The sequence below is a fragment of the Nocardiopsis suaedae genome (assembly GCF_027706745.1).
Lineage (GTDB): Bacteria > Actinomycetota > Actinomycetes > Streptosporangiales > Streptosporangiaceae > Nocardiopsis_A > Nocardiopsis_A suaedae.
The window spans coordinates 34,210-54,070 of the sequence record NZ_JAQFWP010000025.1 but is presented as its reverse complement, the minus strand read 5'-3'; the positions used below and the strand labels follow the sequence as shown (position 1 = coordinate 54,070).

At 72.7% G+C, this 19,861-nt stretch carries 26 protein-coding genes and 1 pseudogene; 14 read left to right on the top strand and 13 right to left on the bottom strand.

Features of this window, described 5'->3' with window-relative positions:
• Window position 1: 1 nt before the first annotated feature.
• Together O4U47_RS14965 and O4U47_RS14960 are read right to left on the bottom strand one after the other, a co-directional pair.
• Window positions 2–550 carry a hypothetical protein gene (locus O4U47_RS14965; protein ID WP_270678462.1) on the bottom strand — a complete coding sequence of 183 codons (549 nt, stop codon included), beginning with the start codon at window positions 548–550 and terminating at the stop codon, window positions 2–4.
• Window positions 551–592: 42 nt separating this feature from the next.
• The gene (locus O4U47_RS14960; protein ID WP_270678461.1) at window positions 593–1,072 is read right to left on the bottom strand and encodes a hypothetical protein; all 480 of its coding nucleotides are present in this window, start codon (window positions 1,070–1,072) and stop codon (window positions 593–595) included.
• Window positions 1,073–1,201: 129 nt separating this feature from the next.
• On the opposite strand from O4U47_RS14960, the gene O4U47_RS14955 reads away from it, so the two are divergent.
• Window positions 1,202–1,897, top strand: a complete 696-nt coding sequence (locus O4U47_RS14955) for a hypothetical protein (protein WP_270678460.1) — start codon at window positions 1,202–1,204, stop codon at window positions 1,895–1,897.
• A gap of 22 nt (window positions 1,898–1,919) precedes the next feature.
• Here the strand turns inward: O4U47_RS14955 and O4U47_RS14950 are convergent, their stop codons facing one another.
• Window positions 1,920–2,363 carry a VOC family protein gene (locus tag O4U47_RS14950; RefSeq protein ID WP_270678459.1) on the bottom strand — a complete coding sequence of 148 codons (444 nt, stop codon included), beginning with the start codon at window positions 2,361–2,363 and terminating at the stop codon, window positions 1,920–1,922.
• A 75-nt stretch (window positions 2,364–2,438) separates the two neighbouring features.
• On the opposite strand from O4U47_RS14950, the gene O4U47_RS14945 reads away from it, so the two are divergent.
• Both O4U47_RS14945 and O4U47_RS14940 read left to right on the top strand, forming a co-directional pair.
• Window positions 2,439–2,867 carry an ArsR/SmtB family transcription factor gene (locus tag O4U47_RS14945; RefSeq protein ID WP_270678458.1) on the top strand — a complete coding sequence of 143 codons (429 nt, stop codon included), beginning with the start codon at window positions 2,439–2,441 and terminating at the stop codon, window positions 2,865–2,867.
• A complete protein-coding gene (locus O4U47_RS14940; protein WP_270678457.1) occupies window positions 2,864–3,325 on the top strand; it encodes an NUDIX domain-containing protein in 462 nt (153 codons plus the stop codon). Before O4U47_RS14945 ends, O4U47_RS14940 begins: the two co-directional genes overlap by 4 nt.
• Before the next feature lie 130 nt (window positions 3,326–3,455).
• Here O4U47_RS14940 and O4U47_RS14935 read toward each other — a convergent pair whose 3' ends face one another.
• A complete protein-coding gene (locus O4U47_RS14935) occupies window positions 3,456–3,605 on the bottom strand; it encodes a hypothetical protein (protein WP_270678456.1) in 150 nt (49 codons plus the stop codon).
• A gap of 276 nt (window positions 3,606–3,881) precedes the next feature.
• On the opposite strand from O4U47_RS14935, the gene O4U47_RS14930 reads away from it, so the two are divergent.
• From O4U47_RS14930 to O4U47_RS14920, 3 genes are all read left to right on the top strand, one after another.
• Complete coding sequence (locus O4U47_RS14930) at window positions 3,882–4,145, top strand: hypothetical protein (protein WP_270678455.1); 264 nt, start codon at window positions 3,882–3,884, stop codon at window positions 4,143–4,145.
• Entirely contained in the window at window positions 4,142–4,534 is a 393-nt protein-coding gene (locus O4U47_RS14925; protein WP_270678454.1) for a hypothetical protein, read from the top strand. The genes O4U47_RS14930 and O4U47_RS14925 overlap by 4 nt, the downstream gene beginning before the upstream one ends.
• 756 nt (window positions 4,535–5,290) lie before the next feature.
• Entirely contained in the window at window positions 5,291–6,151 is an 861-nt protein-coding gene (locus O4U47_RS14920) for an SURF1 family protein (RefSeq protein WP_270678453.1), read from the top strand.
• Here the strand turns inward: O4U47_RS14920 and O4U47_RS14915 are convergent.
• A complete protein-coding gene (locus tag O4U47_RS14915; RefSeq protein WP_270678452.1) occupies window positions 6,127–6,546 on the bottom strand; it encodes a DUF3817 domain-containing protein in 420 nt (139 codons plus the stop codon). The two genes, O4U47_RS14920 and O4U47_RS14915, sit on opposite strands and share 25 nt — an antisense overlap.
• Before the next feature lie 177 nt (window positions 6,547–6,723).
• Complete coding sequence (locus O4U47_RS14910) at window positions 6,724–8,346, bottom strand: glycosyltransferase (RefSeq protein WP_270678451.1); 1,623 nt, start codon at window positions 8,344–8,346, stop codon at window positions 6,724–6,726.
• Between the two features lie 415 nt (window positions 8,347–8,761).
• Between O4U47_RS14910 and O4U47_RS14905 the strand changes: the two genes are divergently transcribed.
• The 3 genes from O4U47_RS14905 (at window position 8,762) to O4U47_RS14895 (ending at window position 11,401) form a co-directional block, all read left to right on the top strand.
• Window positions 8,762–9,466: a WbqC family protein gene (locus tag O4U47_RS14905; protein WP_270678450.1), complete on the top strand. Its 705-nt coding sequence runs from the start codon at window positions 8,762–8,764 to the stop codon at window positions 9,464–9,466.
• Window positions 9,467–9,617: 151 nt separating this feature from the next.
• Complete coding sequence (locus O4U47_RS14900; RefSeq protein WP_270678449.1) at window positions 9,618–10,331, top strand: PIG-L deacetylase family protein; 714 nt, start codon at window positions 9,618–9,620, stop codon at window positions 10,329–10,331.
• A 77-nt stretch (window positions 10,332–10,408) separates the two neighbouring features.
• Window positions 10,409–11,401, top strand: a complete 993-nt coding sequence (locus O4U47_RS14895) for an NAD-dependent epimerase/dehydratase family protein (RefSeq protein ID WP_270678448.1) — start codon at window positions 10,409–10,411, stop codon at window positions 11,399–11,401.
• A gap of 67 nt (window positions 11,402–11,468) precedes the next feature.
• Here the strand turns inward: O4U47_RS14895 and O4U47_RS14890 are convergent, their stop codons facing one another.
• Complete coding sequence (locus O4U47_RS14890; protein ID WP_270678447.1) at window positions 11,469–11,822, bottom strand: DUF202 domain-containing protein; 354 nt, start codon at window positions 11,820–11,822, stop codon at window positions 11,469–11,471.
• Window positions 11,819–12,202 carry a YidH family protein gene (locus tag O4U47_RS14885; RefSeq protein WP_408638976.1) on the bottom strand — a complete coding sequence of 128 codons (384 nt, stop codon included), beginning with the start codon at window positions 12,200–12,202 and terminating at the stop codon, window positions 11,819–11,821. The genes O4U47_RS14890 and O4U47_RS14885 overlap by 4 nt, the downstream gene beginning before the upstream one ends.
• Before the next feature lie 248 nt (window positions 12,203–12,450).
• Here O4U47_RS14885 and trxA point away from each other — a divergent pair.
• Window positions 12,451–12,825, top strand: a pseudogene (trxA, locus tag O4U47_RS14880) (thioredoxin); the annotation flags it as partial.
• Between the two features lie 13 nt (window positions 12,826–12,838).
• Here the strand turns inward: trxA and O4U47_RS14875 are convergent.
• The 4 genes from O4U47_RS14875 to O4U47_RS14860 form a co-directional block, all read right to left on the bottom strand.
• Window positions 12,839–13,618, bottom strand: coding sequence for an SDR family NAD(P)-dependent oxidoreductase (locus O4U47_RS14875; protein WP_270678445.1), 780 nt, complete (start codon window positions 13,616–13,618; stop codon window positions 12,839–12,841).
• 162 nt (window positions 13,619–13,780) lie between these two features.
• Window positions 13,781–14,488, bottom strand: a complete 708-nt coding sequence (locus O4U47_RS14870; protein ID WP_270678444.1) for a spermidine synthase family protein — start codon at window positions 14,486–14,488, stop codon at window positions 13,781–13,783.
• Entirely contained in the window at window positions 14,485–15,339 is an 855-nt protein-coding gene (gene hisG / locus O4U47_RS14865; RefSeq protein WP_270678443.1) for an ATP phosphoribosyltransferase, read from the bottom strand. The genes O4U47_RS14870 and hisG overlap by 4 nt, the downstream gene beginning before the upstream one ends.
• Window positions 15,340–15,396: 57 nt before the next feature.
• Window positions 15,397–15,660 (bottom strand): phosphoribosyl-ATP diphosphatase, encoded by a 264-nt coding sequence (locus O4U47_RS14860; RefSeq protein WP_017623694.1) that lies wholly within the window; start codon window positions 15,658–15,660, stop codon window positions 15,397–15,399.
• Between the two features lie 84 nt (window positions 15,661–15,744).
• Here O4U47_RS14860 and O4U47_RS14855 point away from each other — a divergent pair, with 84 nt between their 5' ends.
• Window positions 15,745–16,533: a GNAT family N-acetyltransferase gene (locus O4U47_RS14855; RefSeq protein ID WP_270678442.1), complete on the top strand. Its 789-nt coding sequence runs from the start codon at window positions 15,745–15,747 to the stop codon at window positions 16,531–16,533.
• On the opposite strand, the gene O4U47_RS14850 is transcribed toward O4U47_RS14855, so the two are convergent.
• Entirely contained in the window at window positions 16,497–17,312 is an 816-nt protein-coding gene (locus O4U47_RS14850) for an SDR family NAD(P)-dependent oxidoreductase (RefSeq protein WP_270678441.1), read from the bottom strand. The genes O4U47_RS14855 and O4U47_RS14850 overlap by 37 nt on opposite strands.
• A gap of 91 nt (window positions 17,313–17,403) precedes the next feature.
• On the opposite strand from O4U47_RS14850, the gene O4U47_RS14845 reads away from it, so the two are divergent.
• The 3 genes from O4U47_RS14845 (at window position 17,404) to O4U47_RS14835 (ending at window position 19,825) form a co-directional block, all read left to right on the top strand.
• Window positions 17,404–18,366, top strand: coding sequence for an alpha/beta hydrolase (locus tag O4U47_RS14845; RefSeq protein WP_270678440.1), 963 nt, complete (start codon window positions 17,404–17,406; stop codon window positions 18,364–18,366).
• 166 nt (window positions 18,367–18,532) lie between these two features.
• Window positions 18,533–19,141, top strand: coding sequence for a class I SAM-dependent methyltransferase (locus O4U47_RS14840; protein WP_270678489.1), 609 nt, complete (start codon window positions 18,533–18,535; stop codon window positions 19,139–19,141).
• A gap of 207 nt (window positions 19,142–19,348) precedes the next feature.
• A complete protein-coding gene (locus tag O4U47_RS14835; protein ID WP_270678488.1) occupies window positions 19,349–19,825 on the top strand; it encodes a Clp protease N-terminal domain-containing protein in 477 nt (158 codons plus the stop codon).
• Window positions 19,826–19,861 lie beyond the last annotated feature (36 nt).

Below are 19,861 nucleotides of genomic sequence, written 5' to 3'. Positions count from 1 at the left end.
CTCACGCCTGCCAATGCGCGCGCGCATGTGCCTGCGCCTGACCCCTCATCCGTTTCCGCTCCATCACCCCCGCGATGACGAGGGTGACGATCGGTGCGGGCAGGAGCACCAGGCCCGCGAGCACCCAGGGGATCGAATTGAAGGTGAGGTGGTAGCCGGGGTCGTAGCCGCGGTCCAGGTAGACGGCGGTGGCCATCATCCACCAGCCGCCGACGACGGCGCTCAGGGGAATCAGGAGCAGGGCCGTGACCAGGTGGAGGGGGCCGATGCGCCGGGTCGCCGTGAAGACGGCCAGCACGGTGAGGGCGGCCGCCGCGAGCACGGCGCCGCCCACGCCGATCGCGGTGATCGCTCCATCGGAGAGGGGGAGGGGACCGATCAGGTAGGCGGGCTCGATGCTGCCGGGGCCCGAGGCGCCCTCCCGGTCGGCCCAGTCGGCGAGGACCTCCTCTGTGGGCCGGTAGAGCACCCGCCACGTGGCGAGGGCGGTGCCGACCGCCAGCGCGGCGGCGGGCAGGAGCATGGCGGGGGTTCTGCTCTTGGGGGTCATCGTCGGTGTCGTCCTCGGGGGATCGGTGGGTGGTCGGCGGCTTCAGTCGCCGGCGCGGACGGTTCCGGAGCGGCTCGCCCCGCGCTTGCGGCGCGCGAGGAGCCCGGTGGTGAGGGCCGCCGCGAGGCAGACCGCGGCGACGGGCGGGAACACGACGGTGGCCATGCCGAAACCGATGTTAGCGCCGATGACGGGGGCGGTGGCGATCGCCCACCAGACGCCCGCCAGCGCCGACGGGGGCGCCAGGAGCAGCGCGGTGGACAGGTGGAGGCCGCCGATCCGCCCGGCCACGGTGAGGCGGATGAGAAGGGCCAGCCCGGCGAGGGCGAAGGCGGCGCCCGCGATCCCGATCACGGCGGCGGCGCCGTCGGGCAGGGTCGGGGCGGCGATGGCGTGGTCGGCGTCGGGGATGGCGTCGGGCGGGGTCCGGACCGCCCACCAGGCGGCGGGGGCGGCGCCCACAAGAAGCGCACCGGCCGCGAGGAGGGTGGTCGGGGTGGCGCTCTTCGTGGTCTCGTCCATGCACCGATCATCCGCCATGCGGGGGCGGAAGAACATGAGTAGGCGTACTTATAAGTGGGAGCGGGCGGTGCGGGACAATGCGCTCCGCGGACACCCCGCGCCCCGATCCCCCCTCCCGCGAAGGTCACCATGCCAGGTCCCAAGGCGGCCGCCGCCGTACTGCTGTTCGCACTGCTGACGACCGCCGCCGGTTGCGCGTCCGGCTCCTCGCCCTCGCCTTCCCCGCCTTCCTCCTCGCCTCCCCCGCCCGCCGGCACGGAGGTGGAGTACCGCACCCTGGCCGTGACCGTCCCCGAGGGCTGGCAGGTCCGCTCCCGCGAGGACGACTTCAGCAGCCCCGGGGACACGGGCCTGGGCAGCGAGGAGTGGACGGCGCTGGTTCCCGGGGAGTGCGGGGCCGACAGGCTGAACTGGGGGAACTCGGACGAGGCGCCGTGCCCGCACATCAAGGTCCTGGGCCCGAAGGCCATCTCCCAGGCGGGCCACGGCGCGCCGTTGGCCCCCGACGGCCCGGCGCTGCCCTACGACCCGTCGACGAACCCGGCCCCGTGCCCGATGGGCGTGGAGACGCGGGAGACGGAGTTCCCGCAGCCGGAGGCGCACGCCGCCTTCACGACGCGCCCGGTGGGCGACAAGAAGGCGGCGTACGCCGAGGTGACGGCGCTGTGCATCGACCCGGAGAACAGCACGGCGGCGGATGGACGCCCCATCATGCGGGGATACGGCCAGCGGTACTGGTTCCTACCGGAGTCGGAGATCCTCGTCGTGGACAACTACGGCATCGAGGAGATGGACGACATCCTGGCCGAGGGGCGGTTGGAGTGATCACGCGCCCGGTCCCGGGGGATCACACCCCGTAGATCCCCTCGGTGACGGCCTTCGGGGCGCCCGGGCTGCCGTCGCGGGCGTCCCAGTCCCAGAACTCCACGACGTTGCCGTCGGGGTCGGTGACGTAGGCGGAGTGGGCCCGACCGCCGAATTCGACCTCGTCGACGGTGTGTCCGTGGGAGCGGATGCGCTCGACGATCCCGGCGTAGTCCTCGGGGTCGACGTGAATCGCGTAGTGGACGTGCAGGCCGCCGCGGCCGCGTGAGATGCCGATCTGCGGGGCCCACAGGCCGATGCGCGTCCAGCCCGCGAGGACCCAGACGGCGTTGCGGCCGTTCCACTGTGGGCCCTCCCACCGCTCGATGACCGGGAAGCCGAGCACATCGGTGTAGAAGCGCTCGGCCGCCTCCAGGTCCCTGACCTCCAGTACGAGTTCGTTGACCCCGTTCACCGGTGCGGACATGGCGCGCCTCCCGAATATAGAGAATCGACTATTTAGTGATCTGACTATATAGACGTGAGACGATATGATGTCAATATGCCGCCGACCGCCGCCTCCCCCGCTTCCGCCCCGGCCTCCGCACCCTCCGCCCACACCGCCGCTTCGGCCGACCCCGCCGACCTCGCCGTGGAGCGGTTCCGGGCCCTGGGCCACTCGGTGCGCCTGGGCATCCTCCGGGAGCTGGCCCGCACACCGGACACGTGCGCATGCGACTTCGCCGAGGTCTTCGACGTGAGCCAGCCGACGATCAGCCAGCACCTGAAGGTCCTCCGCGAGGCCCGCCTGGTCACGACCGTCCGCCGGGGCAACCAGATCTGTTACTCGTTGGACCCGCAGGCCGTCACCGGGCTGAGGTCGGTCCTGGCCGACCTGCTCACCGGGGCCCCCGGCCGAGTGACCGGTGGCGGCCTCCCCGCCGATCCGCCTGGCCGGCCGCCCGGGTCCGCGGCCATGATCGAGGGGTGAGGACTCCCAGGGCGGTCGCCGTCGTCGCCGAAGGACGGCGAGTGCTGGTCATCAAGAGGTATCTGCGGAAGGAATCGGCCGAGGACTGCGTGAAGTGCGCCGACGACGGGCGGAAAGGGCCGGGGTGCCCTGGGCACCATTACGCGGTCCTGCCGGGCGGGCACGTCGAGGACGGCGAAAGCGGCGAGGAGGCGGCCCTGCGGGAGCTCCGCGAGGAGACGACGCTCGAAGCGCGGATCGACCGCCTGCTGTGGAGGGGACGCCACCACGGACGCCCCGTCGGCTACTACCTGATGCGGGATGTGAGAGGCAGCGCCGAACTCTCCGGCCCAGAGGCCCACGCGCACGGCCCTGAGAACAGCTTCGAGCTGCTCTGGGCGCCCCCTGACGCGTTCGGGGAACTGAACCTGTATCCCCCGGACATCCGCGAACCGCTGTCACGCCTGCTCATGGACTGAGAGGGCCGACGACACGCCCACAGGGGGCGGGTGGGACTGCCGGGCCGACTTGAGCCGCGAGGCGCGCGGTGGGATGCCACCGGGATCACAAGAGACAGCGCCCCACCAGAAGATGGGGCACCCTCACCAACTAGAAGAACCGGAACACGAGCACCACGACGACGATGATTCCGCCGATGGCCGCGAGGTTCGTGATCAGTCGAGCGGTGTGCCCCCAGCTTTCGAGGGCGACCACAATCAGGCGGAGCAGATCAGAGAGAACAGGACCAAGCCAACCCACGTGAGACTCCCTGCGGGCACAAGAAACTCACGCTCCGCTTAGAGCGTCGGTACCCGCGTGAATGAGCGGCCCTCGCGTTCGGACCGGCGGCAACCCGCTATTACTCGGTCATAGGGCAGCGCTCCCGGGGGTGTTGACCGTTGCCTCCCAGCCTAGGCAACGCGGTCACACTCCCGCCGGGTCGTTCAGCGAACAAGCATGAGTGGACACGAAGACCCCCGCGACGCGGATCAGGCGTCCGGGGGCGTGGTCACCAGCTACAGAGGAGCTGACGACATGGCAGACCCTAACCGCTACCGCGATCGCGCCGCGATGCGCTGGGGGCGATCGCCCGAGCACGCCGGCGCCCACGCCGCTGCCGCCCGGCTGCAGGCGCAGTACCCGAACCTCGTCATCTGGTTCGGCGAAACCTCCGGACACTTCTTCGCCGTCGCCGCCACCGGCCTCCACGAGCGGCCGACGGTCGATGCCCTCGCTCTGTTCGCCTGGCAGCGCACCAATCGGCCCCGGCCGCGCGGAGTCGTGGCGGTCGTCCGATGAGCGCCGCCAAGCCCCTACTCTTCGGCGACCTGGCCGATCTGTTCGACTGGGCGATCGCCGTGAACACGGAGGTCGAACTGGCCGACCGGACACCGACCGCCGACGTCTACGTCGTCCGGGCCGACCGCGCGACCGCCGAATGCCGGGTTCCGGTCGCCCCGGAGGAGGCGACCTTGCGTCGGCTCAACTCCGAGTTCACCGGCCTGTGGCGGGTGTGGCGCTCGACCGACGGGCAGGGGCGGCCTGCTTCCTGGGTGGCGACGAACATCGGTGTGTCGCGGGCCGTACCGACGCTCCACGAGCCCACACCTGAGCGGTTGGAGGCCCAGATGAAGGCCCCGCCCATGGGCTACGGCGGCCCCTTGACCGCCCATCGCCCGGTCCACTGAGGAGGAGGGGGTGAAGGGTGCCGGTGGACGAGTCGAGCTGGTAGCCGCCCGCCCACCGGAACCCACGTCCGCAGGGGGCGGGTGGGCCCGCCGAGCAGCGTTGGCCCGAGCGGCGCGCGGTGGGGATGCCGCAGTGACCCCCGCCATGAGGCGAACTGCCTCCACACCGGCTGCAACCTGTCGAGAAGGATCGCCCTGCGCCCCTGCTGGCGAGTGGGTCCGCGAAGCGGTCTCGGACCGCGCAGTGGGGATGCCGCTGCGCCCCCACCCCTCTCAGCGACGGTGCGTGGTTCCTGGTGTAGCGGTCGGCGTGCCGCCGGGGCGGGGGCCGTACCCGCTCCGGGGCGCCCTGGGTAGTGGGTCGACCATCGTGGGGCGGATCGGGTGGTGGAACCGCCACCCTCGTCGCCCTGTCGACCGCTGGACCGCCCCTACGCAGGAAAATGCGAGGGCCGCCTCCGTGTCCCCCCTCAAAATCACGGAGGCGGCCCTCGCCTGGGAACGGCCGGCGACTCCTCCCCCCTGGAGTCGCGGCCTTTTAAAGCTCGCGAAGCGCGTTTTCGGTGATTTCCCTCCCGCGCTGGTACATAGATTACCCACGTCACCCGCCTTCAACAACCCTCCGTCACAGAAAATTACTTAAAGTAATCACCATCGATGCCTCTCCTCGGGACCAAGCGGACAGGGATCCTCGCGCGCGGTCCACGACCGGGGGCCGGGGGCGGGCCCCTCCGGGGCGGACATAGCCTGGGGAACGTGCGATTCCGACTGTTCACGCCCAGGTGGATCGGGCTCCACCTGCTCGCGCTCCTCGCCTTCGCGGTCTGCATGACCGCGGGCTACTGGCAGTTCGAGCGGGCCCAGCAGCCCGACCGCGGGGAGGTCGTCAACCCGGCCGAGGAGCTGGCCGGGGCCCAGGAGCTCGACTCGGTCATCGGCCCCACCGACTACATGCCCGAGTCCCTGGGCAACACCGCCGTCACCGCGACCGGCACCTTCGCCGACACCGCGCCGCTGCTCGCCCCCGGCTACGAGAACGGCGCCGACGCCGAGGACCCCGGCGCGTTCGGCTATTACGTGGTCTCGCCCCTGGTGACCGGCGAGGACACCGCCGTCGCGGTCAACCGCGGCTGGATCCCCGCCGACGAGGCCGAGCAGGAGGGCGCCGCCGACCGCCTCGCCCCGACGCCCGGGGGCGAGGTCACCGTCACCGGCTGGCTCCAGCCCCCGCAGAAGAACGAGGAGGGCGTCGTCCTCGTGGACGTGCCCGCCGGGCACATCGGGCGGATCGCGCCCTCGGTCCTGGTGAACCGGTGGCCCTACCGGCTCTACGAGGGCTACGTCGTCCTCGGCGGCCAGGACCCCTCCGACGGGGCCGTCCCCTCCGGCGGGACCGCCATGGCGCCCGCCCCGCCGCCCGCACCCGAGCAGGGCACCACCTGGAACTGGAAGAACGTCAGCTACGCCGCCCAGTGGGCGGTCTTCGGCGGCGCCGTCATCGTCTTCTGGATCTCCCTGATGCGCCGGGAGATGGAGGACGCCCCGCCCCCGCCGGGGGACCCGGGGGAGGACGGCGGCCGCGCCCCGGAGCCTCAGGCCCCGGCGGCCGCCCCCTGACCCTGGGCCGCCCCGTCCCGCTCGGCCCGGATCTTCGCCTTCTCCGCCTTGGCCAGCCGGTGCTCGACGACCATGCCCACGAACGGGATCGTCCCGGCCAGCGCCACGCCGACGGTCTTGCCCGCGCCCCAGCGGCGGCCCAGGGCCAGCCAGATCACCACCAGCACGTAGGCCATGTAGATGTAGCCGTGCGGGATGGCGATGAACAGCATCAGCACCGACTCGGGGCCGAAGAGGTGCTCCATCCCCGCGGGGGCGGGCACCAGCGCCACCGCCGAACCCTCGCCGACCAGGTACTTCGCCGGCATTGCGACGAACGCCAGGAGGATCAGGGCGATACCGGTGACGTAGCTCAGCACGCGGTACAGCGTGAAGGGGAGGCTCTTGGAATCCACAGGGCACCTCGTGTGCTCGGACGGTAAGGCGGGCCCGGCGGCGGCCTCGTGCGGCCGCGCCCCCGGGCCCCCTCTTGCCCTTCGACCCTAAATGCTGTATCGCACCCCTCCCGCGCGGGGTTGGTCACCATCGGCCGCGCAGGCGGGAGGGGGTGAACGGCCCCGGAGGGCGCCGCGCTAGAGCCGGCCCGCCGCCCGCGTCGGGCTCTTCCACCGGCCGTCCGACGACGCCGTCCACGCCTGCGGGATGGTGCGCAGCGTCAGGTAGGAGTCGATCAGCCGCATCGGCAGGAAGAACAGCCCGTACAGCAGGTAGCTGGGCCGCCGCCGGATGGTGGCCATCACGCAGGTGAGCACGTAGTCCGGGACGAACAGCCCGACCGCGATCGCGGTCAGCGGCAGCACCGCGCCCACCGCCCCGTACGCCGAGGCGTACCACCCGGCCGAGAGCACCGCCCCGCCGGTGGCCGCCGGCAGCACCATGAACACCCCGAGCACCGCGGTCCCGATCAGGGTGACCGCGACCAGCAGGACCTCCAGGATGTAGAAGAACAGCGCGAACCAGAACAGGCTCGGCCACACCCCGTGCCGCCGCACCGTCTGCCAGAACCCCAGCGTCCACCGCCGCACCTGCTTGACGTAGTCCCCCATGGTGAAGGGGTCCTGGCAGTAGGCCCGGGTGTCGGGCCGCATGGAGATGCGCCCCAGCCGCTTGTGGTGCACGTCGAAGGTCATGTTGAAGTCCTCGATCACCAGCCCCTTGGGGTTGATGTCGAGCCGCCGCAGCACGCTGGAGCGGTAGGCGCTGGCGAACCCGGGCACGATGAAGGTGGTGCTGGTGTGCCGCCACGTCTGCCCGAACCGCAGCAGGTACTGCAGCATCCAGTAGAGCCGGTCCCGGTAGGCGGAGATGAGCCGCCCGACCATGGTCCGCTCCCAGGGCTTCCACTCGGCGACGACGAACCCGGCGACCGCCGCCACCGACGGGTCGGCGAGCTGGCGCCGCGCCCCCTCGACGTACCGCTCGTCCAGCTCGGTGTCGGCGTCGAGGATGACCACCCCGTCGTAGCCGCCGGTCAGGTCGAACTCCTCGATGACCGCCTCGATCGCCCCGGCCTTGCCCCGGTTGGTCAGCAGCTCCAGCACGTTGACACCGGTCTCGGCGGCGATGTCGGCGGTGGCGTCGCGGGAGCTGTCGGAGACCACGTAGATGTCCCACCGGTTGAACAGCCGCAGCGCCGAGGCGATGGCGCCGTCGATCACCGGCTCCTCGTTGTGCGCGGGGATGATCACCGCCAGGGTGAGCCGGTCGGGGTCGGCGGGGGCCGCCACGGCGGTCCCGCCCGACCCCGGGTCGTGCGCCCCCTCGGGGACGGCGCCGTCCGGGAGCACGGGCGCCGAGGCGCCCTCCGGGCCGCCGGGGGACCCATTTCCGAGGCCGGAACCGGCCGTCGGCGGGCCGCCGGCCGCCCCCTCGGCGGGCCGGGCCCGGACCAGCACCCGCCGCTCCTCCCGGCCCTTTTCGGTCCCGCCGACGGCCGGGCGGCGGCGGCCCGGACGGCCGCGCCGCAGCGCCCGCCGCGCGGCGACGCCGCGGACCGTGTCGTCGCCCAGGCGGACCACCCCGACCAGGCTCCACACCAGGAGGTTCACGCCGAAGGCCATCCACAGGAACAGCGGGGTGGGGCCGCCGCCCGCCGCCGCGAGGGCGAACTGCAGCCATTGCACGAACAGTGTCACGGCCAGGGTCAGGGCGATGAGCCCTGCCGCCCAGCTTCCGATGAACCGAGCAGTACGCACGGGGGACGCCTCCAGGTGGACCGGGGGGACACGTGGGCCGAAAGGGACGTTCGTCGGGGACCACGGGCCCGTTTCGGGCCGACGATAACCGACAAGACCAGCATTAGGTTGACGTTTCCCGCACGCCGGGAGTTCACCGCTTCGGGCGACCTAAGTAGGCCACCCGAATCGCAGGGTCGGCCTTGCGGTGGGTGAGCCCCGTTGGTGCAATACGAGAGGGACGGCACGGTACCGCCCCCGCTACGCACTTTCTTCGTTTTGCCGCGAGACGATCCGCAGATGCTGTAGAACCTACCCCTAGACCTCGAATCCCCCAGAGGACACAGGACCGACCCGCCGAGCAGGAGAGACGTCCCCTGCCGCGCGGCAGCACACCGCACAGAGCGTGCAGTCCCCGCCTCGGAGAGGAACCCCAGTGCGCGTCGCCATGCACCAGCCGCACTATCTGCCTTGGCTGGGCCTCATCGACAAGGTCGACAGGAGCGATCTTTTCGTCGTGCTCGATCATGTCCAGTACGAGCGCAAAGGGTGGCAGAACCGCAACTACGTCGCGTCGAAGAACGGCCCCGTGCTACTGACGGTCCCGGTTATCCAGCGCAGCCGGGACGAGCGCATTCTGGACAAGGAGATCGACGACTCCCATCCCTGGCGGGAAAAGCACCGCCGCACCCTCGCGGAGCACTGCTACCGCGGCGCACCGTTCTGGGACGCCTACGGCGAGCGGGTGCTCGCCGTCTACGAACGCGAGTGGACGCACCTGGCCGACCTGGCCTGGGCCACCACCGAACTGGTGCTGGACGCCTTCGGGATCGACACCCCCGTGGTCCGCGCCAGCGAGCTCGGCGAGTTCCCGGGCCAGAAGAGCGAGCTGCTCGCCCAGCTCTCGGCGAAGGTCGGCGCGGGCTCGATGCTCTCCGGCGACGGCGCCCGCGACTACGTCGACCAGGAGATCTTCAAGCGCTACGGGGTCTCCGTGGAGTGGCAGGGCTTCCACCACCCGGTCTACCCGCAGCACGGCAGGCGGGGTGCGGAGTTCCTGCCCCGTATGGCCGCTCTCGACCTGCTGCTGAACGCCGGCCCCGACGGGATCGGCATCCTCCGCGAGGCCCGCTCCGGCTGAGGCCCGCCCCTCCCCGCTCATCGCGGCGCCCCGCCGGGGCACGGCCGACCCGTGCCCGGTGTGGCAACCGACACACCGGATGGGGCGTCCCCGTGGCAAGCGCACGGTGCGCCCCCGAACAGGATCCCCCAGATGCGTTAGGACCCCAGGCATGACGATCGACTGGTCACAGCACCGCATCCTGATCTTCGCCCCCCACCCCGACGACGAGACGCTGGGCTGCGGCGGCCTCATGAACCGGGCCAAGGCCGCCGGTGCCGAGGTGTACGTCCAGTTCATGACCGTGGGCGACACCGCCGACGTCTCGCCCCGGGGGTTCTCCACGGCCAACGAGCGCTATGCCGAGATCAAGGAGGTGGCCGACCACTTCCGGTGGGACGGCTGGGACATCGCCTTCCCAGGGGACGAGTACCACCTCAAGCTCGACGCGCTCCCCCGCTTCGAGCTGGCCAACGCCGTCGAGCGGAACAGCCCGGTCTCCATCGCCGCCATCGAGCCGACCGTGGTCATCGCCCCGCACCGCACCAGCTACAACCAGGACCACCAGGTCACCGCCGAGGCGGTGCACACGGCCCTGCGCCCGTCGGACAACCGCAAGCGGCACCACCCCGCCGCCGTGCTGGCCTACGAGGAGGCCGCCGACCAGTGGCGCTATGGGCCCGCCGAGTCCCCCGGCCTCATGGTGGAGCTGGACGAGGCCGACATGGAGGCCAAGCTGGCCGGGATGCGGCTGTACGGCACCCAGATCCACGAGCACCCGCACACCCGCTCCGAACCGACGCTGCGGAGCCTGGCCGTGCTCCGCGGCATGCAGGCGGGGGTGGCCCTGGCCGAAGGCTTCCACACCATGCGCCTGCTCGCCTGAGCGGCGCACCCCGCCGACGGGCGCCCCGCCCGCCGGCGCGTACACAGCACCGTGACCCTCAGGAGGGGGAGGCTACCGTGAAGGCCGTTGTCACCGGAGGAGCCGGATTCATCGGGTCGCACCTGTGCGACCATCTCATCGCCCACGGGCACTCGGTCGTCGCACTCGACGACCTGTCCACCGGCAGCGAGTCCAACCTGGTCCAGCTGTCCGGGAACCCGCAGTTCGAACTGGTCAAGGGGTCCATCCTGGACGCGCGCCTGGTGGACGAGGTGATCGCCGAGAGCGACACCGTCTTCCACCTGGCGGCGGCGGTGGGCGTGCACACCATCGTCGACCGGCCGCTGCAGTCGCTGCACACCAACCTGAACGGCACCGAGAACGTGGTCGCGGCCGCGGCGCGCCGCCGGGCCCGGTTCATGGTGGCCTCCACCAGCGAGGTCTACGGCAAGAACGACACCGACGGCCTCACCGAGGACGCCGACCGCATCCTGGGCTCGCCGCTCAAGAGCCGGTGGTCCTACGCCGCCGCCAAGGGCCTGGACGAGCTCGTCGCCTACATCTACGGCGAGGAGACCGGCCTGCCCTGCGTGATCACCCGCTTCTTCAACATCGTCGGACCGCGCCAGACCGGCCGCTACGGCATGGTGGTGCCGCGCTTCGTCTCCCAGGCCCTGGGCGGCGACCCGATCACCGTCTACGGCACCGGCGCCCAGCGCCGCTGCTTCGGGTCGGTGTTCGACGTGGTCCCGGCGGTGGTGCGGCTGCTGGAGACCCCGGCGGCCTACAACCGGGCGGTCAACCTCGGCGGCCGGGAGGAGGTGTCGATCAAGGGCCTGGCCGACCGGGTCACCGCGATGACCGGGTCCTCCAGCCGGATCGACTACGTGTCCTACGAGGACGCCTACGGCGAGGGGTACGAGGACATGCAGCGCCGCATGCCCGACACCTCGCTGGCGCACTCGCTGATCGGCTACGAGCCCCAGCGCCGCCTGGACGACATCATCGCGTCCCTGATCGACCACAAGCGCTCCGGGGACCCGGACGCGCGCACCGCAGCGGCCGCCTGAGGCGGCCGCGCCACGCGACGGGCCGGACCTCCCGTCCATCCGGCCCCCTCGCCGCCACCGGCGAGGCCTACCCTGCCAGCGCGCTCACGGCCACGACGACCGCCAGCACCGCGGTCACCGCGCTGACCAGGACCCGCACCCATGCCCGCGCCAGCGGCGCCGGCGCACGCCCGGAGGCGTCGCCGTGCGCGCCGTGCCCGGTGGCCCGCCACCGGCGCCGCACGTGCACGGCCGCGACGGCGGCGGTACCGACCGGCAGCAGCGCGACGGCCACCCGCAGCAGCGCCCCGGGGCCCCCGTCGCCGCCGTCCTGGAAGGGGTCGCGCACGTACAGCAGCGCCACCGCCACCAGCACGATCACGGTGCGCTGCCAGGACAGCAGGGTGCGCTCGGGCTGCAGCCCGGGGTCGCGGCCGCTCATCCCCAGAAGTTCCCGACCAGCACCGCGCCGCACACCAGGGCGACGCCGACGGTGGTGACCAGCGGAAGCGCGCTCAGGGGCAGCGGCAGGCCGCGCCGCATCAGCCGCTGCACCTGGAGCCAGCGCAGCGGGGCGTAGGCGGTGATGACCACGGCCAGCACGGTCAGGGCCAGCCCGACGGTCAGCCGCGCGGCGCCGCCCCAGTCCAGCGGGACCAGGTGCAGCACGGCCACGGCACCGGCGACCAGGGCCAGCGCGGTGCGGATCCAGGCCAGGAAGGTGCGCTCGTTGGCGAGGGTGAACCGGTAGTCGGGCTCGCCGTCGCCCGCCCCGTGTCCGCGGTCGTCCCCGTGCCGCCCGCTCGGCCCCGCTCCGCCCACGTTCCCTCCGTTCCCTCCGTGCCGGATCCCGTCTTCCATACGACCTTAATGACCTGCAGCTTTTCCTCCCAAGTCGGTATGCATCGGGTGTTTTGTCGGGAAAAGGCCGGGCGGCGGGGCGGGCGGGACGGCCTCCGGGGCGCGGTTCGCGGGCGTCCGATGGATCACGGGATGCTTGCGGAACAAATCCTCGGGCAGGACCGCTCTACGAGGGACGACCGATGCACCCGGCATGTTCAGGAGAAGCAGTGGCCACCGTCGAACTCACCAAGGACAACTTCAACGACACGCTGACGGAGAACGACTTCGTCCTCATCGACTTCTGGGCGGAGTGGTGCGGCCCGTGCAAGCAGTTCGCCCCCGTCTATGAGAAGGCCGCCGAGGAGAACCCGGACCTGGTCTTCGCGAAGGTGGACACCGAGGACCAGCAGGAGCTGGCGGCGAGCTTCGAGATCCAGTCGATCCCCACGCTGATGGTCGTCCGGGAGAAGACCGTGATCTACGCCCAGCCGGGCGCCCTTCCCAAGGACAGCCTCGACGACCTGATCAATCAGGCCCGCGAGCTGGACATGGAGGAGGTCCGCAAGGAGATCGCCAAGCAGGAGGCCGACGGCTCGGCGTCGCGGCCCGGCGGGGTCAGGCGTGCGAGCCGCCGTCGACGCGCAGCTCGACGCCGCGGACGAAGGCCCCGTCCTCCGAGGCCGCGAACGCGATCGCCGCCGCGATGTCCTCGGGGCGCCCCATCCCCCGGGGCGGGGTGATGCGGGCGTAGTAGGACCCGTCGGTCCCCTCGGGGAAGGCCACGGAGTCCGCCAGCGGGGTGGCGACGCCGCCGGGCGAGACCGCCAGCACCCGCACCCCGCGGCCCCACACCTCGGCCGCCAGGCTCTGCGTGAAGGCGAGCACCGCGCCCTTCGAGGCGGCGTAGGCGGTCATGTACGGGTGCGCGTGGGTGGCCGACGTGGAGGCGGTGTTGACGACCACCCCGCCGCTCTCCACCAGGTGCGGCAGGGCCTCCCGGCAGAACAGCGCGGTGCCCAGGGCGTTCACGGCGAACTGCCGGTGCCAGTAGTCGACCGTGACCTCCTCCAGCGGCACCACCTTGTGGAACCCGGCCACGTTGACCAGGAGGTCGATGGCGCCGTAGCGCTCCTTGGCGGCGGCGACGGCGGTGCGCACGGCCTCCTCGTCGGCGACGTCGCCGGGGTGGGCGGCCGCCGCTCCCCCGGCGCGCCCGCCCTGCTCCCCGACGAGCCGCACGGTCTCCTTCAGCCCCTCCGCGTCCCGGTCGACGAGGAGCAGGCGCGCGCCCTCCGCGGTGAGGCGCAGCGCAGCGGCCCGCCCGATCCCGGACGCGGCCCCGGTGAGGATCCCCGCCCTGCCCGCGAACCGGCGTCCGATCACCTCGGTGTCCATGGCCTTCCCCTTCCGTCCGGCCCCGCCCCGCAGGGCGGGGGCAAGTGTTCCTAATAGGAATACTAGTGTCGGATATGGGCATTATCGAGCATGCGCTAGGTGAGATACCAGGGCCCCGGCCTGGGAATACGGGGACGCACCGCCCGCCTGGGCGGGCACGGATCACGCGGGCACGCGCACCAGGTAGACCAGGTCCGGCCCGCCCGCGCGCGCCGGGACCTCGACCGTGCGCACCCCGCCGAAGCGCCCGCGCAGCAGGTCCTCGAAAGCCGGGGACCGCATGGCGCTCCAGAACGCCACCGCCCCTCCCGGGGCGGTCACCGACGCGAGCAGGTCCAGCGCCCGGGCGCCGTACAGCCGCCCGTTCTCCTCCCGGACCGTCCAGTCCGGCCCGTTGTCGGTGTCCAGGCAGACGGCGTCGTAGCGCTCGCCGCCCGCGGCGGCCGAACGCGCCGCCTCCTCCAGCCAGTCGGCCAGGTCGGCCCGGACCAGGTCGCACCGGTGCTCCTCGGGGAGCCGCCCGGCGACCTCCCCGAGGGGGCCGGAGTGCCACTCGACCACCTTTGGCTCCAGCTCCACGACACGGACCAGGCCGACCCGCGGGTCGTCCAGCGCCTCCCGCGCCGAGAAGCCGACCCCGAGCCCGCCGATGAGCACGCGGGCACCGCGGTGGCCCCCGGGCAGCCCGCCCAGGGCCGCCCGCACCATCTCGCGCTCGGAGGCACCGTCGCGGGTGTCCATGAGGAAGACGCCGTTGCTGAAGACCTCCCAGTGCGCCTGGGTGCGCCGGAGCACCAGCTCACCGCCGGTCTCTCCGACGACCCGCTCCACGACCGCCGGGGCGCCGGGGTCCTCGCCCGGCAGGCTCACAGGCGGCAGGCGTAGATGTCGGTCACGAGGATCGCCCGGGCGCCGATCTGCCACAGGTCGTCCATGATCTGCTGGGCGGAGCGGCGCGGGACCATGGCGCGCACGGCCACCCAGCCCTCGCGGTGCAGCGGGGAGACCGTCGGCCCCTCCATGCCGGGGGTCAGGGCGACGGCGCCGTCGAGCTTCTCGGCGTGCACGTCGTAGTCCATCATCACGTAGTCGCGGGCGACGAGCACCCCGCGCAGGCGCCGTACCAGGCGCTCGACCAGCGGGTCGTCCTCGGCGCCCTGCGGGCGGATGAGGACCGCCTCGGACTCCAGGATCGGGTCGCCGAACATCTCCAGCCCGGCGTTGCGCAGCGTGGTCCCGGTCGAGACCACGTCGGCGACGGCGTCGGCCACCCCCAGCTGGATGGAGCTCTCGACCGCCCCGTCCAGGTGGATGACGCGCGCGCCCACGCCCTTGTCGTCCAGGTAGTGCTTGAGCAGCCCCTCGAAGGAGGTGGCCACGCGCTTGCCGTCCAGGTCCTCCAGCGCCATGGAGGCGCCCCCGCGGGCGGCGAAGCGGAAGGTGGAGTGGCCGAAGCCCAGCGGCAGGACCTCCTCCACCGGAGCGCCGGAGTCGAGCAGCATGTCGCGGCCGGTGATCCCGGCCTGCAGGATGCCCTCGCCGACGTAGACGGCGATGTCCTTGGGGCGGAGGAAGAAGAACTCGGCCCCGTTGTCCGGGTCGACCATGACGAGGTCGCGCGAGTCCTTGCGCTGGCGGTACCCGGCCTCGCGCAGCATGGCGCTGGCCGGTTCGGAGAGCTGGCCCTTGTTGGGCACGGCGATGCGGAGCTGGTCGGACATGGAGGATCCCCCTTCGGGTCGCGGTCTGCTGCGTCGGGGACGGGCGGCCGGGGCCGCCTACAGATGGCGGTAGACGTCCTCCAGGCGCAGACCGCGCGCCAGCATCAGCACCTGCAGGTGGTAGAGCAGCTGCGAGACCTCTTCGGCGGCGGCCTCGTCGGACTCGTACTCGGCGGCCATCCAGACCTCGGCGGCCTCCTCCACGACCTTCTTGCCGATGGCATGGACGCCGGCGTCCAGCGCCGCGACGGTCCCCGATCCCTCGGGCCGGGTGCGGGCCTTCTCGGTCAGCTCGGCGAACAGCTCATCGAAGGTCTTCATGATCACTTTCCTCAGGCGACTCGCCCCACCAGGGTAGGCGCACCCGGACCCCGGTCGTGACCGCGGGCCCTCTACCGTGGACCGGTGGACACTGCAGCGACGGCGGGGCGCACGGTTCTCACCGGTGCGGACGGCACGCCGGTGATGAGCTATGTGGACCGCTCCCGGCCCGGTGCGCCGACGGCGGCCGACGCGCGGGCGCACGGCCCCGGCGCGGCGCGGGCGGCCCTGGAACACCTGGCGGGGTGGACGGTGACCGCCGTCGACGGCCTGGCCGGGGAGCTCGTCGCGGGCGGCGGCCAGCAGGTGCGCCGCGCCCGGGAGATGCGCCGCGACCTGGCCGCCGACCCGCCCCCGGAGGGGTGGGCGGACGAGGAGCCCGGCCCGGGACTGCGGCTGGCCGCCCTCGGCACCGGCGGGGACGGGCTGGGCGAGCTGTTCTCCACCTTCCTGGCGGCCTTCCCCGAGGACCACCCCGACCGCCGCCCGGAGCGCTCGGAAGCCGACGAGTTCGCGCTGCTCGCCGCCCTGGTGGGCGGGAGGGCACTGGGGCCGGCGATGGACCTGAGCGGATTGGTGGTCGACGACGACGGCGGCGGCGGCGCGGTGCGCGTCGGCGCGGCCCTCGTGGTGAACGACCGGCCCGACGAGGTGCCGTGGATCGGCGAGGTGTTCCGGCGCCCGGACCCGCGGTACGCGGGACTGGGCGGGCTGCTGCTGCGCCGCGCGCTGGGGCGGGCGGCAGAGCAGGGCGTCCCGGAGGTGGGGCTCGCCGTCACCGAGGGCAACCCGGCGGTCCGCTCCTACGAGCGGCTCGGGTTCCGCACGGTGGGGGTCTACAGCACCGTGCGCCTTCCGGCCACCGCCTTGTAGAGGGTGCGCGGGATGGCCCGCAGGAGGCCGTCCGCCAGCTTGTACTGTGCGCCCGGGACGACGCTCGTGCGGCCGGCGGCCCAGGCGCGCAGGGCGTCGCGGGTGATGCGCTCCTTGGGGACGAACGCCGCGTCGGGCGTGCCGCTCTCCTGCACGGCGCGGGTCATGTCGGTGCGTACGAAGCCGGGGAGCACGGCGGTGACGTGTACGCCGTGCGGCGCGGCCTCCAGGGCCACGCTCTCGCTCCACAGGGTCACGAACTTCTTCGTTGCGCCGTAGACCGATCCGCCGGGGTTAACCGTCATCTCGCCCGCCATGGAGGAGACGTTGATGATCCCCATGGGGTCGCGCTCCCCCCGCTCCCGGCGCGCGATCTGGACGGGCAGCACGGCGCGCGCGAGGCGCAGCACCGCGCGCACGTTCACGTCCAGCATGTGCTCGACGTCGTCGGGGTCCTGCTCGGCGAACGCGCCGCCGTCGCCGCGCCCGGCGTTGTTGACCAGCAGGTCCACCGGGGCGGGGCCGTCCGGGCCGTCGGCGCGCAGCCGCTCCTCGACGGCGGCGGTGCCGTCCGGCGCCCCCAGGTCGGCGGAGAGGACCTCGGCCGCCGTCCCGAACCGGTCGGCCAGCTCGGCCGCGAGCGCGTCCAGCCGGTCCGCGCGGCGCGCGACGAGGACCAGGGCGTAGCCGCGCTCGGCCAGGTCGCGGGCGAACTGCTCGCCGATCCCGGAGGAGGCCCCGGTGACGAGCGCGGTCCTGGAACGGGGTGGGGCGCTCATGTGACGCATGCTACCCCGTCTCCCCGGAACCGGCCGACCGACCGGTAGGGTCGCTCTCCCGATCGTTCTCCGGGAAAGGTCTGGTCCCCCCATGGCATTGACGCCCCACACCCGGCGGTTCATCGAGGCGGTGACCGCCGCCACGCCCGAGATCGGCCCCGGCGCCGACCCCGCAGAGCTGCGCGCGGCGCGCGAGCAGCGCACGCCCATCGAAGGGCCCGAGATCGCCCGGGTCCGGGACCTGGCGGCGCCCGGCCCCGCCGGCGACATCCCGCTGCGCCAGTACCGGCCCGACCCCGCGGACCCGTCGGCGCCGGGCATCGTCTTCTTCCACGGCGGCGGGTTCGTGCTGGGCGACCTCGCCACGCACGACCACATCTGCCGCATCCTGGCCGCCTCCGCCGGCGCCGTCGTGGTGGCGGTGGACTACCGGCTGGCCCCCGAGCACCGCTACCCGGCGGCCGTCGACGACGCCTTCGCCGCGGCGCGGTGGACCGCCGACAACGCGGCCGACCTGGGGATCGACCCGGCACGGCTGGCGGTGGCCGGGGACAGCGCCGGGGGCAACCTGGCGGCGGTGGTCACGCAGAAGGCGCGCGACGAAGGCGGCCCCGCGCTCTGCTACCAGGCGCTGATCTACCCCGTCACCGACTTCACCGGGTACGGTTCGGGCGCCCCCTACCCCTCCCGTGCCGAGAACGGCGACGGCTACTTCCTCACCAGCACGGCGATGGCCTGGTTCAACGATCAGTACCTGTCCGACGGACAGGAGCGCGAGCCCGGCGCCTCGCCCCTGTTCGCCGACTCGTTCGCGGACCTGCCGCCCGCACTGGTGCTGACGGCCGACTTCGACCCGCTGCGCGACGAGGGCGAGGAGTACGCGCGGCGGCTGGCGGGCGCCGGTGTGCCGACGGCGACGCTGCGGGTGAACGACGGCTTCCACGGGCTCTTCGGGTTCGGGCAGTTCCTGCCGTCGGCCAAGCGCGCGGAGGAGGCGGTGGCCGCCGCACTGAGGGACGCCTTCGCCACGGTGGAGGGGGATCGGGAACGGTAGCGCCGTGAATCGTGCGGTGAACCGGGCGGGGACACGGGCGGTCGCTTCACCCGTGTCTTAAGCACGCACACGCTAGCGTGCAGGCATGGCAGCGACACAGAGTCCTACCCACACCCTCCGATTCGACTCCCGGCTGCGTGACGCCCAGCTCTTCCTCAGGGAGGCGGTGCGCACGTTCCGCGCGACCGGATCGGTCGTGCCGAGCAGCCCGGCCCTGGCTGCGGCCCTGACCCGCCACCTTTCCGACCGCCCCGGCCCCGCCCCCATGGCGATCATGGAGGGCGGGGCCGGAACCGGCCCCGTCTCCCGGGCCATCGCCCGGCACATGGGGCCGGAGGACACCGCGGACCTGGTCGAGACCAACGCGGAGATGGCAGCCCACCTGCAGGGCCTGGTGGAGTCCGACGCCGTCTTCGACGGGGCCCGCGACCGCATCCGCGTGCACGCCGCACCGGTGGAGGAGGTCTCCCGCGACGGCGGCTACGACCTGATCATCTCCGGCCTGCCGTTCGCCAACTTCACCGCCGAGGAGGTCCGGGGCGTCTTCGAGCACTACTTCGACGTGCTCAAGCCGGGCGGGCGGCTGTCGTTCTTCGGCTACCTGTACACCAAGGAGGTCAAGGCGGTCATCGCCCCGCGGGAGGACTACCTGCGCCAGGCCCGCTCGGGCTGGGTCGTGGAGGAGTACGTCAACCGCTACGGAACGGCCACGGAGAAGGTCGTCGCCAACGTCCCGCCGGCGTGGATCCACCACCTGCGCAAGCCGCTGGACTGAGCCGCTGGACCGGGTCGGCGGCGCACGGCCCTGAGAACGGAGGCGCGGGCCCGTACCGGGCCCGCGCCCTCTTCACCCCCGGTCCGTCAACTTTGATTGACAACCTCGCGCCGCACCGCCTATCGTCAACATGAGTTGACCGTCAACATCGGTTGACGGTCGTTGGCGATCGGTAGACGACCCGTCGAGCGAACCGGGGTGAGCACCATGTTCGAGCGCTTCAGCGGCGACGCCCGCCGCACCGTCGTCCAGGCCCAGCACGAGGCCCGCGGCCTCGGCCACGGCCGGATCGGCACCGTCCACCTGCTCCTGGGCCTGCTGGACCCAGGGGACGAGCCCCCGACCGCGCCCGCCGCCCGCGCCCTGCGCGAACACGGCGCGACCACCGACACCGTGCGCCGGGCGGCCCGGGAGGGCGCCCCCGCCCCCGGGCGGCACCCCCGGCCGGGACGGCTCTTCGGCACGCACATCCCCTTCTCGAAGCGGGCCAAGAAGGCGTTGGAGCTGTCCCTGCGCGAGGCCCTGCGCTTCGACCGCCGCTGGATCGACGGCGCCCACATCCTGCTGGGGGTGCTGCGCACGGACGGAACGGCGGTCTGGGCCCTTGAGCGGGCCGGGGTGGACGCGGACGCCCTGCGGCGGACGGCCGAACGGATCGCCCGCACGCCGGACCGGCCCCGCTGACCGGCCCCCGGGTCAGTCGGACGCCCCGTCCTGCGG